Source organism: Roseofilum sp. KMC-1 (assembly GCF_057802075.1).
This window is the reverse complement of sequence record NZ_CM173605.1, coordinates 3,092,143-3,105,926: the sequence shown is the minus strand read 5'-3', so window position 1 is coordinate 3,105,926 and position 13,784 is coordinate 3,092,143. Positions and strand designations below refer to the sequence as shown.

General features: G+C 43.0%; 9 protein-coding genes. 8 read left to right on the top strand and 1 reads right to left on the bottom strand.

Going from position 1 to position 13,784, the window contains the following annotated elements:
* Window positions 1-25: 25 nt before the first annotated feature.
* Window positions 26-1,435 carry an NAD-dependent malic enzyme gene (locus AC3FZD_RS14440; RefSeq protein WP_488736707.1) on the bottom strand — a complete coding sequence of 470 codons (1,410 nt, stop codon included), beginning with the start codon at window positions 1,433-1,435 and terminating at the stop codon, window positions 26-28.
* A gap of 207 nt (window positions 1,436-1,642) precedes the next feature.
* Between AC3FZD_RS14440 and AC3FZD_RS14435 the strand changes: the two genes are divergently transcribed.
* The 8 genes from AC3FZD_RS14435 to AC3FZD_RS14400 all read left to right on the top strand — a co-directional run bounded on the left by AC3FZD_RS14435 (window position 1,643) and on the right by AC3FZD_RS14400 (window position 13,765).
* The gene (locus AC3FZD_RS14435; protein ID WP_488740349.1) at window positions 1,643-2,305 is read left to right on the top strand and encodes a Uma2 family endonuclease; all 663 of its coding nucleotides are present in this window, start codon (window positions 1,643-1,645) and stop codon (window positions 2,303-2,305) included.
* Between the two features lie 97 nt (window positions 2,306-2,402).
* The gene (locus tag AC3FZD_RS14430; protein ID WP_488736706.1) at window positions 2,403-5,762 is read left to right on the top strand and encodes a protein NO VEIN domain-containing protein; all 3,360 of its coding nucleotides are present in this window, start codon (window positions 2,403-2,405) and stop codon (window positions 5,760-5,762) included.
* A 146-nt stretch (window positions 5,763-5,908) separates the two neighbouring features.
* Window positions 5,909-6,115, top strand: coding sequence for a hypothetical protein (locus AC3FZD_RS14425; RefSeq protein ID WP_271939675.1), 207 nt, complete (start codon window positions 5,909-5,911; stop codon window positions 6,113-6,115).
* Window positions 6,099-6,554 (top strand): type II toxin-antitoxin system VapC family toxin, encoded by a 456-nt coding sequence (locus tag AC3FZD_RS14420; protein ID WP_488736705.1) that lies wholly within the window; start codon window positions 6,099-6,101, stop codon window positions 6,552-6,554. The genes AC3FZD_RS14425 and AC3FZD_RS14420 overlap by 17 nt, the downstream gene beginning before the upstream one ends.
* Before the next feature lie 72 nt (window positions 6,555-6,626).
* The gene (gene mnmG / locus AC3FZD_RS14415) at window positions 6,627-8,534 is read left to right on the top strand and encodes a tRNA uridine-5-carboxymethylaminomethyl(34) synthesis enzyme MnmG (RefSeq protein ID WP_488736704.1); all 1,908 of its coding nucleotides are present in this window, start codon (window positions 6,627-6,629) and stop codon (window positions 8,532-8,534) included.
* Between the two features lie 180 nt (window positions 8,535-8,714).
* Window positions 8,715-10,916, top strand: coding sequence for a histidine kinase dimerization/phosphoacceptor domain -containing protein (locus AC3FZD_RS14410; RefSeq protein WP_488736703.1), 2,202 nt, complete (start codon window positions 8,715-8,717; stop codon window positions 10,914-10,916).
* A complete protein-coding gene (locus AC3FZD_RS14405; RefSeq protein ID WP_488736702.1) occupies window positions 10,888-12,021 on the top strand; it encodes a hybrid sensor histidine kinase/response regulator in 1,134 nt (377 codons plus the stop codon). The genes AC3FZD_RS14410 and AC3FZD_RS14405 overlap by 29 nt, the downstream gene beginning before the upstream one ends.
* The gene (locus AC3FZD_RS14400) at window positions 11,999-13,765 is read left to right on the top strand and encodes a two-component system response regulator (protein WP_488736701.1); all 1,767 of its coding nucleotides are present in this window, start codon (window positions 11,999-12,001) and stop codon (window positions 13,763-13,765) included. Before AC3FZD_RS14405 ends, AC3FZD_RS14400 begins: the two co-directional genes overlap by 23 nt.
* Window positions 13,766-13,784: the final 19 nt, after the last annotated feature.

The following is a 13,784-nucleotide window of genomic DNA, read 5'->3' as shown; positions in this document are numbered from 1 at the left end:
TTGCCCATTCCCATGTCCTACTCTTTTAACGCTGGGCAACGCCTTCGGCCCGGGCTGCTTGTTGTACTGCCGCAGATACGGCAGCAGCAACACGAGGATCGAATACAGAGGGAATGATGTTATGGGGGCCCAAGTCCATGGGACTGACTAAAGAGGCGATCGCTGCTGCTGCTTCAATACACATTTTGCGCGTAATTGTACGGGCACGGCAATCTAAAGCTCCTCGGAATATCCCAGGGAAGGCTAACACATTGTTGATCTGATTCGGATAGTCGCTGCGTCCAGTGGCCATGACCGCAACTTGATCGGTGACTAACTCCGGTTGAATTTCGGGAATGGGGTTAGCCATGGCAAAGACGATCGGATCTTTAGTCATGGTACTGACCATTTCTGGAGTTAGCACCCCTGGCACACTTACACCAATAAACACATCGGTATTTTTCATGGCATCGGCTAAAGATCCGGATTCATCGACGGCTAACTCTTGTTTGGCTGTATTCAGGTCAGATCGTTTTTTAGAGAGGATGCCCTTGGAGTCACACATGACGATGTTTTTCGCTCCGGCTTCTTGCAAGAGATGGGCGATCGCCACTCCAGCAGCCCCGGCCCCATTAATCACAATTCGCACCTCTTCCAGGCTCTTTTTCACCCATTTCAGGGCATTATAGAGGGCCGCTTGAGTAACGATCGCCGTTCCATGTTGGTCATCATGGAAAATGGGAATATCTAGCTCTTCCTTGAGACGGCGTTCAATTTCAAAGCATCGGGGAGCGCTAATATCTTCCAAATTCACGCCACCAAATACGGGAGCCATGCGTTTAACGGTGGCGATAATTTCTTCGGTATCCTGGGTATCCAGACAGACAGGAAAGGCATCGAGACCGCCAAAATCCTTAAACAGCATGGCTTTCCCTTCCATCACCGGTAAAGCACCCAAGGGGCCGAGATTGCCTAATCCCAAAACTGCGCTACCATCAGTGACAATGGCAATAGTGTTGCTTTTAATGGTTAAGTCAAAGGCTTTTTGGGGATTTTCGGCGATCGCCTTACAGATACGACCCACCCCAGGAGTGTAAGCCATCGCCAAGTCAGACTGGCCTTTAATGGCGATTTTACTATTAATGGTAATCTTACCGCCCTTATGCATATCAAAGGTTTGGTCGGAGACTTCCAGCACTTCAATGTCCGGTAAGGCTTTAATCCCTTGTACAATTTCCTCGGCTTGGTCAGTTGAGGCAGCATCCACGGTAATTTCCCGCAGGGTAAAATCGAGGCTGCGCTCCAAAAGGTTAATTTCCCCTAAACTACCCCCAACCGATGCGATCGCGCCAGTAACCGTTGCGAGAGCGCCCGCACGATTATGGAGTTTAACCCGAATTTTAACGCTAAAACTAGAGCTAGGATTGAGTTTAGCGGCGTGAGATGGCTCAGTCATAAATTTCCTCTAACTTGTAAAGATCGCTTCAGTGATTTAATGTTAACCGGATCGGTTCTGGCGATCGTCACTTAGGATACCTTATTACAGGATGCTAATCAGCAAAAATAGAACAAAAACTCTTACCTTAACCATCTTTTCACTTTTATACTATTATTAGTATAGTGATTTACCCTAAAAGTTGTGGCTAAAGATCGTTTTCATCAAATGGTTAAAACCGCATTACCTCCTAAACCACAGCAAGTTTCCCCAGAAAATTGCATCATTTTGCGAAGTGTAAGTTGGTCAACGTATCAGGCACTGATGGCAGATGTTGGCGAGGATCGGGCGTGGAGAATTGCTTATGATAAAGGAGTCTTAGAACTGAGGATGCCATTACAACAGCATGAAATCCCTAATTGGCTCATAGCACGTTTTATTGATACTATCGCCGATGAATTAGAAATTGAGGTGATGGGTGTGGGGGCATTGCTCTTAGAACGAGAAGATTTAAGTCGTGCCATTGAGCCAGATAGTTGCTTTTATATTCAGAATGAAGCTTTAGTTAGAGATAAAATCATTAAACTGCCCAACGATCCCCCTCCAGATTTGGCAATTGAGTCAGATTACACTCACTCATCGATGAAGAAATTTACGATTTATGCAGCATTGGAAGTGCCGGAACTGTGGAGATACACGAAGGAAACCTTAGAAGTTTATCAACTGGTTGAGGGAGAATATCAACAGTCGGATAAAAGTCTGGCTTTCCCGTTTTTACCTGTGGATGAAATTCCCAGATTTATCGAGCAGAGTAAAGTGGTGGGACAACGATCTGCGGTGCGGTTGTTTCGGGAGAGAATTAGAGAAATTTTAGAGAGTGAGTCAAAATAAGGATCAGATCTCAAGTTCAGTTAAACACTTGTCGGAGTGCGATCGCAGTCCAGTTAGGGTATGATACCATAAAACATACTCATACATCAGGGAAAATATGGGCATTCGACAGCAGGCAGAAGAGGCGAGGAAAAAAGCCTACCAGAAAGTGATCGCCACCAAGCTTCTGGATGGGATTGATCAGCTTTTTAATCGAGCATCTTCTAAACGGCGATGGATTTGGGAATTACTGCAAAATGCCAAAGATGTAGCCAATGAGCAAGTTAAGGTAGAAATTATCTTCACTCCAGAATATGTAGAGTTTAGACACAATGGCAATCCCTTCTCCATTGAAAATATTACCTACCTAATTGAACAAGTTTCCAGTAAAGAGCGCAAACGGGAAGAAAACCAAACGCCGAAAACTACAGGGAAATTTGGCACAGGCTTCATGACAACTCACTTACTCTCGCGCAAGGTAGAAATTAGTGGGATTCTCCAAAATCGGGAAGATCAAACCTTTATTTACAAGCCATTTAAAATTCTTCTGGATAGAAGTCCAACCGACTTAGACGAAATGATCGAAAATGTTGATGCTGCGTTTTCCATCTTTGAAGATATTGATAACAATCACTCCTATCCTCCCATCGACAACTATCAACCCAACCAAACCTGTGATACTTGCTTTCGTTATGTGTTAGATGAAGCTGGCTTAAAAGTAGCTGAAGTCGGTATTCAGGACTTGCATCACGCGATCGCCTATGCATTGGCGTTTATCCCTACCATTACCTCTGTCACTGTATCCGATCGAACTGAAGATGTAACCTATCACTATCAAACCCTTGAGCGTCATCAAATCAATACTCTGTCGATTGTGGCGATCGTACAACAAAAGGGGGATTCAGAACAACATCAACAAACCATTGCTTGCTTATCCAATTCCCAGCAAACCCTTACCCTTGCCGTTCAAGTCGAAGCAGAAGAAAATAAGAGTTATTCGATCCAAGAAATTCCCGATCAAATCCCAACCCTGTTCTGTGAATTTCCCCTCATTGGTTCCGAAACATTTCCCTATCCCGTCGTCATCAATAGCCCCTTATTCAATCCCACCGAACCCAGAGACGGAATTTTACTCAATCCTGATAATCCCATCAAAACTCCTCAAAATAAACAGATTCTAGAAGAAGCTAACTTACTTTACGCTGAATTACTCAATCTAGTCTCCTCAAACTGGCATCAAGTTCACCTATTAGCAAAATTGAAAAATGCAGCTAAAATCCCGGACAATATTGACGAACCCTGGTATCACTCTCAAATCCTAGATGATTTGGTCACTCAACTCACCAATACAACCTTAGTCGATACCGTTGCAGGAGATAGAATCCTTCTCAAAGATGCGCTCATTCCGAGTTACACAAGCAGAGCAAAAGTCCAACAGTTTTCCCAGTTAGCCTCTGAATTTCATCCCGAATATTTACCCAAAGCCGATCATATTCTCGACTGGCACGACATTCTTAAATCAGCTTTGGGTCAGAAATTTTCAGAGAAGATAAAATACACTTTTGAGAATTTTATAGAAGATATTCATAGACTCAAAACGGTTGAAGCACTGGCAGAACATCTCGATTGGAATATCGATCGAACTCTGGAATGGCTTAACTCTGTGCTTCAATTTGTTAGGGATAATCATGATAAGTTACTGACAAAATACTGCCTTCTCCCCAATCAAAAGGGTGAGTTAATCAATTTAATCAATAATGAAAGATGCTACTTTGACGATCGCATTCCAGAAGAACTGAAAGATGTGATGGAAATGCTGAGTTTACCCTGTCGAGAAATCCTCTTAGATCGCAGAATCACAGGGTTTGAACATCACATCGATCGCAAGGGGGTCAAAAATATTTCTGATGAAATCAATGCATGTATTGAAGCTGCGGACGAAAAAGAAGATACTTCAGAGTATTGGAACTTGAGTCGCCCTATCTATCATCTGATTAGCTATTTCCCTACCTCAGAAAATAAAACCTCTACAAAACATCAAATTTGGGAATTTGCCCATGATTTTTATCCTGGAGAAATTCCCGATAAAACCTATTTACAAAATTTGGTGGGTTTTTCCTGGACTCTTGTTCATAAATGGATTTTCACCTCTATTGCTTTTGATATTCAAGACCAGGAAAATTTGGACAGTTTAGTGAAATATTTTGACTGGGAGGAAGATAGAGTGATTCCATGGCTAGATCGCTTTGTTTGTTTTCTTCATCAACAAGACAAACCAATTTTTGAACTCTATTCTCTTCTTCCTAATCAATGCGGCAAATTTATGCTTAAGGAAGAGCTGAAGAAAGATGAAGATATTCCGGAAGAATTGAAAGAAGCCCTCGAAATGCTCACTTCCGACTATTGGAATAATTTTCTATTAGATAAGCGATTTGTTGGTGCTGAATACCTATTTGATAAAGCCGAAGAGATCAAAACCATTAAAGATATTGCTAGAGAGATTGATGAAGAGCTAAAAACTTGGGAGAAAGAGGATAAGATTGGAGATGCTAAGTTTACTAAGGTGATCGCGACATTAATTCAATGGGCTAATTATCAATCCGATGATTTGATCGATCGGATATTCCCTTACTTCTATAGTAATAGAGCTAGTCTATTTTTGAAGACATTAAGCGATACGGAAGTCAGTAGCGACATCTTTAAAATTCTCAATCACCAGGAAAAACTCTCTGCGTTAAGTCGCTTGGCAGAAAACCCAGAGGTTTCTGAGCAAGATCTAGAGTATTTTGCCCAAAATTCACAGCAATTCAAAGCATTTCAAGCCGTTAGACAGGAGATGACGGATCAAGAGTTTGAAAGTTTCAATCGTTTAGCAAAAGAAATTTCTTTGGATGGAGTCACGTTAGATGAAGTGACTGAGTTAATCGAAAATAAGGAAAAAATATTGCTAGTCAGTCTTTTACAAGATGCGGTGGAAATTGGAGATGATTCTAGCTTGGTGTTTGCCTTGCATGAATTGGGAATTTATGAGGCTGTACTCAATCTCTTTGCTCCACCCAAAAGGGTTCGGACTTCAGAACGATCGAGTTTTGTGCCGATTCAAGATTTATCCCCAGTCAATATCAGTTATTATAAACAAAATCTTGCTGAGATTGGTCGAGAAGGGGAAGCATTTTTATATCATCGGTTGGTGGAAAAATTTGGTGAAGATCGGGTTTGTTGGCTAAACCAACAGGCTGAACAACGCCAACCTTATGATTTTGTGATTCTTGATGAACAAGGTATAGAATACTTGTATATTGATGCGAAAACAACGGTTACAGATGAATCTCAGTGCGATCGCGTCCCATTTTACGTCAGTCGAGCAGAGTGGAACTTTTCTGAACAGCAAGATTACTATTATTTGGCTCGTATCTTTGACCTTCGCAGTGCCAACCCGAAAATCAAGTTTCTTCAGGTTGTAAGATTGCTACAATAAAAGTCTATGTTTTCCGTTCAACCGCAGTGCCATGACTCTTGTAAACTTAGCATCAGAGGAGATTTAAGCACCCAAGAAACCCACTTTCTGACCCTTAGCGCCAAAATTAGCTAAAATGTCAACACCCCCTAGACCCCAACTCAAAAATGACTCAAACTATTGATATCACTGGACTCACCCCAGGACAAATCGAGCAAATTTCTCTGATGATAGAAACCTTTAAAACGCGAAATCAACAGCAGAAGCAATTAACCCCAGAAAATCCATCAGAATCAGACCTAAATTCCTTGTTTTTTGCCAGCGAAATTCTCCAGCCCTTTAATCGGACGATGCTTTATGGCAACAGAAGCTAAACGAATTTATCTGGACACGAATATCCTCACTTATGTTGCTAATATCAAAGCTCCTCAACATCAAGCTGCCTTAGAAATATTTAGACCTACCGACAGGGAAGTTTTGTGTCTTTCATCTCAGGTTTTAGCAGAATTTTACTCCTATATTACTAATCCGGCTATTTTAGCGACCCCTTTACAGCCAACAGAAGCAATTATCCGCATTAAACGGATTTGTCAGATGCCCCATATCTGCTTGCTGTCAACTCCGGTGGATCTCTTTGAACGTTGGATCGCTTTATTGGAAGAACGTCCTGTCACCAATGGAGGAGTCTTTGATTTACTTCATATTGCCATTATGTTAGCCCATCAAATTAGCACAATATATACTTTTAATACCAAGGATTTTGCTTGGTGTTCTCAAATTGAGGCGATCGATCCGAGCAAGTTGATATCTTAACGAAAATCAAGTTTCTTCAGGTTGTAAGATTGCTACAATAAAAGTCTATGTTTTCCGTTCAACCGCAACGCCATGACTCTCGTAGACTTCCAAGATGAATTTGATATCGTTGTTGTCGGTGCAGGCCATTCCGGGTGCGAAGCAGCCCTCGCCTCGGCCCGCCTTGGATGTCGCACCCTTCTGCTGACGCTGAATTTGGATAAAATTGCCTGGCAACCCTGTAACCCTGCTGTTGGGGGCCCCGCCAAGTCCCAATTAACCCATGAGGTGGATGCTTTGGGCGGGGAAATTGGTAAAATGAGCGATCGCACCTATCTCCAGAAGCGCGTCCTCAATGCCTCGCGGGGGCCCGCAGTCTGGGCCCTACGCGCTCAAACCGATAAGCGCGAATACGCTGCGGTCATGAAAAACATCGTCGAAAACCAAGAAAACCTGGTCTTGCGCGAAGCCATGGCTACCGACTTAATATTGGGAAACAACGACGAAATTATTGGCGTAGAAACCTACTTTGGGGTCGCCTTCCGATGTCGCGCCGTCATTCTCACCACCGGAACCTTCCTCGGTGGTAAAATCTGGGTCGGTAAAAAATCCATGGATGCTGGACGAGCCGGTGAATTTGCCGCCGTCGGTCTCACGGAAACCCTGAACCGCTTAGGGTTTGAAACCGGACGACTCAAAACCGGAACCCCTGCGCGGGTCGATAAGCGCTCCGTAGACTATAGCAAAATGGAGCCGCAACCCGGAGAAGAGGAAGCCGGTTGGTTTAGCTTTGACCCAGAAGTTTGGATTCCACGGGAACAGATGGACTGTTACATTACCCGCACCACCGCCGAAACCCATCAACTCATTCGCGATAATTTGCACCTTTCCCCCGTCTATGGCGGATGGGTAGATGCCAAAGGGCCCCGCTATTGTCCCAGTATTGAGGATAAAATTGTCCGCTTTGCCGACAAGGACTCCCATCAAATCTTTATTGAACCAGAAGGACGCACCATTCCGGAGTTGTATATCCAAGGCTTTTCTACGGGTTTACCGGAAACGTTGCAATTGAGGATGTTGCGCTCTTTACCCGGTTTAGAAAAATGTGTCATGCTGCGCCCAGCCTATGCAGTCGAATATGACTATTTACCCGCCACCCAATGTTATCCCACCCTGATGACAAAAAGAGTCGAAGGTTTGTTTTGTGCCGGACAAATTAATGGCACAACCGGTTATGAAGAAGCAGCCGCCCAAGGATTAGTAGCCGGAATTAATGCGGTGCGTTTGGTACGCGGCCAAGAGCCGATTATTTTTGCCCGCGAACAGAGTTATTTGGGCACATTAATTGACGATCTCTGTACGAAAGAACTGCGGGAACCCTACCGAATGCTCACCTCTCGTTCCGAATATCGGCTGCTGTTGCGCTCCGATAATGCCGATCAACGGTTAACACCTTTGGGTCGAGAAATTGGCTTGATTGATGACCGGCGCTGGAGCCTTTTTACCCAGAAGCAAGAGAAGATTACCGGAGAAAAAGAACGGCTCTATGAAACTCGCGTGAAAGAACACGATCCTATCGGTAAAAAGATTGTAGCCGATACTGACCAAAAAATTAAAGGGTCTATTACCCTGGCAGATTTGTTGCGCCGTCCCCGGTTCCATTATGAAGATTTAGAGCGCTATGGCTTGGGAAATCCTCAGTTAGTGGCTGAAGAAAAACAAGGAGCCGAGATTGAGATTAAATATTCGGGCTATATCCAACGGCAACAAAATCAGATTGACCAAATTAACCGTCATGCCAATCACAAATTGCCGGAGAGTTTAGATTATTTCCAAATAGGAACCTTGTCGATGGAAGCACGGGAAAAGTTAGACCGGGTGCGTCCGTTGACCGTGGGTCAAGCCTCTCGAATTGGTGGGGTTAATCCTGCCGATATGAATGCGCTGTTAATTTATTTGGAAGTCCAAAATCGTCTGGGTAAGTTAACTCTAAACCATTAATCCTGATGGGGTCATGGGTAAGAATAGTCTCTCTTCTTTGCCATGACCCCTGATTCCCCCATGCTACAATTAGCGATCGCCCATTGCCCATCGATCCAACTGCGGTAGAATAATAATCATGCAATCAAAATGCCCAAACCTCTATAGAACTTATTACAATATCGGTAGTCTGGAGGGATAATGGTCTCAAAAGATGAGACATTAGCTGAGTTCCATCAGCGCTATGCTATAGAATTGAAGGCCTATATTCAGGGAACAGCCACTCATTCAGAGGAGGCTCAGTCCTGCGAAACCTTGGCAATGGGTCAGCAAAATGGTTTGCTTGCTCCTACCCTTCCCATATCCGCCAATATCTTTTTAGGACAATTGGCATTAGCTTCTGGGGTCAGTGTGGTAGATGTGGTGCATGGCCATCAGATGGCCTGTGCTAACTTAGGGCCGGAGAATAGGGAGCAACAAGAGGAATTTTTACGGTTAGTCTTATCGGCCTATGAGCGATCGCAACGCTTAAATGTTCGTCAAGGCCAGTTTAACCGCTTACCCGATATTCTCTATTCCATCGACACGGGACATTATCTGCAACGGTGGAATTCAGCGCTAGAAAAAGTGACCGGTTTAAACCCAACCCGCTTAATCCATCAATCGGTTTTAATTCTCTTCCCTCCTGAAGAACAACCGATGATTCGCCAACATATTCAAAAAGCCTTTCAGGACGGACAAAATGAAATTGATACCCTGCTCCTCACCCGTGCAGGGCCGATTCCCTACCGCATCAAAGGGATGGTGATGAAAAATGAGGATGGTAGGGTTGTCGGTCAAGTTTGTTTAGGTAATAGCTTAACTGAAAATACCCTCAATATTGAAGCGCTGCGAGATTCAGAAGAGCGGTTTCGCCATTTGGTGGAAAATCTCAATGAAGTCTTTTGGTTAATGGATATCGAGAGTCAAGCGGTCATTTATGTCAGTCCATCCTATGAAAAAGTGTGGGGTAAATCTTGTGAGAGTTTATACGAAAACTCCCAATCCTGGTTAAGTGTAATTCATCCTCAAGAAGGCGATCGCATTCAAGCCACCTTACCCGCTCAACGTCATAGCCCCTGGGAACAGGAATACCGCATCTTACACCCCAGTGGTGTTATTCGCTGGATTCGTACCCGATGTTTTCCCGTCCGTCATCCAGCAGGCGATCGCGTGTATCGTTTAGCCTCCATTTCCGAAGACATCACCGAACGCAAGCAAACCGAAGTCGCTTTAGAGCGATCGATTTCCCTGCTCCAAGCCACATTAGACTCTACTGCTGACGGTATTTTAGTCTTAAATCCAGAAGGGGATATCCTCAATTTTAATCAACAATATGTGCAAATGTGGCGCATTCCCCCAGACATCTTATCCTCTCGAAATTCCCAGTTAGTTAATGCCTTCTTACTCGATCAAGTCCGCTATCCAGAAGACTTTATCAACCTGATCAATCAAGATTATCAAGACCCCACAGAAAATCACCAGAATCTCATTGAACTCATTGACGATCGCGTTATTGAACTGGTCTCTAGACCCTATGAAATTAGCGGACAAATTCGCGGTAGAGTCCATTGTTTTAGCGATGTCACCACTCAACGAAAAGCCGCCGAATCCCTAGAATCTTTGAATGAAGATCTAGAGTCTAGAGTAAAAAAAAGAACGGCTCAATTACGGCATCTCAATGAAAAACTTCAGTTATCAGTCCAAGAAAAAGAAACCTTACTCAAAGAACTACACCACCGCGTTAAAAACAACTTACAAGTCATTGCGAGTCTCTTAAGATTACAATCAAGTTATGTACAAAATCCCCAAGATCGAGAACTATTCAAAGACAGTGAAAATCGCGTTCGATCCATGAGTTTGATTCATGAAAAACTTTACCGTTCCCAAGAAATGGGAGAAGTTAATGCCCAAGATTATCTTTATACAGTAGTGAACAATCTAGTCAGTTCCTATGGCATATCATCAGAACGAATTAAGATAGACTTTAATCTAGAATCAATTGCCCTAGATGTAGATACAGCAATTCCCTGTGGATTAATTGTCAATGAGTTGGTTTCCAACTGTTTTAAGTATGCTTTTTCAGAGCGATCTGCTGGAACTGTTAAGGTTGAGTTTGCCCAGAAAGATAATGCCTACATTAATTTTTGTGTTGAAGACAATGGTCGCGGATTACCCCAAGATTTTGATCTAGAACAGATCAATTCTTTGGGGTTACAATTAGTCCAAAATTTAGTCGAGCAACTGGAAGGAGAATTAACAATTATCGGGAATCAAGGAACCCAAATTCAGATTACTTTTCCTTGGGTTGATAAGAAAAAGGCGGATCAAAATAATGAATTCAATAAAAATATTAGTAGTTGAAGATGAGCGGATCATTGCGATGGATATCCGCAATAGTTTAATGCGGATGGGATATGAAGTCTTAGGGATAGTTAATTCTGGGGAAAAAGCCTTAGAAAAAGTCCAACAAGTTAAGCCAGATTTGGTATTAATGGATATTGTTCTCAAAGGAGAAATGGATGGCATAGAAGCAGGGGAGAAAATTTTGCATGATTTTAATATACCCGTGGTTTACCTAACTTCCCATACCGATCCCAGTACCCTAGAGAGAGCAAAAAAAACCAATCCTTTTGGCTATGTAGTTAAACCCTTTGAAGAAAGAGACTTACATACCACATTAGAAATCGCCTGGTCTCGCGCTCAAGTAGAAGCAGAAATGACCAAAAATTTATTGAGAGAACGAGAATTACTGGAATTAAGATCTCGGTTTGTGACGATGGTTTCCCATGAATTTCGGACTCCCTTAGCAACCATTCTATTTTCTACTGGTTTATTAGAAAAGTATAGCCATAAATGGACAGAAGAAAAAAAACAAGTCCATTTTGAACGGATTAAGTCGGGTGTACAGCGCATGACTCAGATTCTAGAAGATGTTTTAGTGATTGGCAAAGTAGAGTCTGACGAATTAAAAGTACAACCTGAATGGATCGATATTCAACATCTATGTACCCAGACGATCGAGCAAATCCAAGCTTCTCCTAAAACTCAGGTAGAAATTGAGTTAAAAACCGATGCTTTAGGAACTCATCAAGTTTATTTAGACCAAGAATTAATGGAGCATATTGCTTATAATTTACTCTCAAATGCGGTCAAATACTCGCCATCCGGTTCTCCTGTGATCCTGGAGTTGGCGAATGATGCTCAAAAGCTCATTTTGAAAGTAACGGATCGGGGTATGGGGATTCATCCATCCCAACAAGAACACTTATTTGAATCGTTCTATCGGGGTAATGAGGTGGAAAATATCCCTGGAACAGGGTTAGGATTAGCAATTGTTAAGCGAGCTGTCGATTTGCAGCAGGGAGAGATTACAGTAGAAAGTGAGGTGGGAGTGGGTAGCACGTTCACCGTGGTTTTACCGTTAAATTTATCTGTAAATGGCTATGACAAAAATTCTGGTAATTGAAGATGATGAAGCAATTCGGGAAAACTTGCTAGAATTGCTTGAATCAGAGGGATATGAAGCTCTGGGTGCAGAAAATGGCCGAGATGGGTTGAAAATAGCCGAAAAAGTACCGCCCGATTTGATTTTATGTGATGTAATGATGCCGGAATTAACCGGTTATGCGGTATTAACGACGCTACAACAAAATCCAAGACTCTCCCATATTCCGTTTATTTTCTTGACGGCAAAAAGCGATCGCCTGGATTTTCGTTATGGTATGGAGCTAGGGGCGGATGATTACTTAATGAAACCCTGTCTCCCCAATGAAATTCTCCGAGCAGTAGCAGCAAGGTTGGATAAAAAAGCGAGCCTCAACGCCCACTATCTGCAAGAACTTCAACGTCAAGCTTCAGAAGACTTACTTACCCATCTACCCAACCGTACCCGTCTACGGGATCTCTTCCAAAACCTGGTAGAAAATGGCTCTACCTTGGTGATGGGACAGGAACAACTGATCCCCATTTTATGTATTGGTTTAGACCGATTTGAGCGCATTAATGACACCCTGGGTTACGATATAGGCGATCGCCTACTGCAAGCTGTAGCTCAATCCATTGGAGAAACCCTCAAAGCCACCTCACCCATTCTTGCTCGCCTCAGCGATGATGTATTTGTGGCAATTTTAGGAGAACACATCCCCCGCCATGAAGTCATGGAACAGATGGAAGTCCTAATCGCAGAACTCTCTAAACCCTTCAACATTGACGGTGAAAATCTGGCAATTACCGCCAGTATTGGCATTACCTATTATCCTAGGGATGGCCAAGATATCGATCCCCTGATCCAAAATGCCAGTCGTGCCCTCAATCAAGCCAGGGAACAGGGAGGTAATAAATATCAATTCTATATTCCCACTTTCTATGTCGGTTCAGGCGATCGCCTAAACCTAGAAGCCAGTTTGCGATATGCCCTAGAGCGCCAAGAACTGCAAGTTCATTATCAACCTCAAGTCAGCCTACAAACCGGTAAAGTCATCGGTGCAGAAGCCCTCATTCGCTGGCAACATCCAGAACGGGGATGGGTATCTCCCGCCAAATTTATTCCCATCGCCGAAGCAACCGGATTAATTGATACCATCGGTAAATGGGTTCTGGTGCAAGCCTGCGAACAAGCCAAACACTGGCAAAAATTAGATCCCAACTTTCAAATGAGCGTCAATTTATCCCCTCGTCAACTGACTCAACTGCCCTTGCATCAATGGCTTTTAGACGCTTTGATCTCAATCGGGTATATTCCCTCAACCCTAGAATTAGAATTAACTGAAACCGCCTTAGTTGAACAAAAACAAGAGGCCTTAAAAATATTAAACTCCCTCAAGTCTATTGGTGTTAAACTAGCCTTAGATGATTTTGGTACTGGATACTCCTCCCTAGAATATCTCAAGGATTTTCCTTTTGACATCTTAAAAATAGACCGTTGTTTTATCAAAAGAATTGAAAATAATATGAAACAACAATCCCTAGTGGCTGCCATTATCAAAATGGCACAAGCCTTAGATTTAAAAGTAGTAGCTGAAGGAGTAGAAACGGAAGGTGAACTGCGATTTTTACAGGCTCAGAATTGCGAAATCATTCAAGGCTATTATTTTAGCAAGCCTCTGGCTCAGGAGGATTTTGAAGAACAGATCCTGAAACCCCAAAAACAACTTCCTCAGATCCTCCTGGCTAATCGGGGTCAAGATGGGGATAAATACATCAAACATTAAGGCTAAACTAGAAAAAATA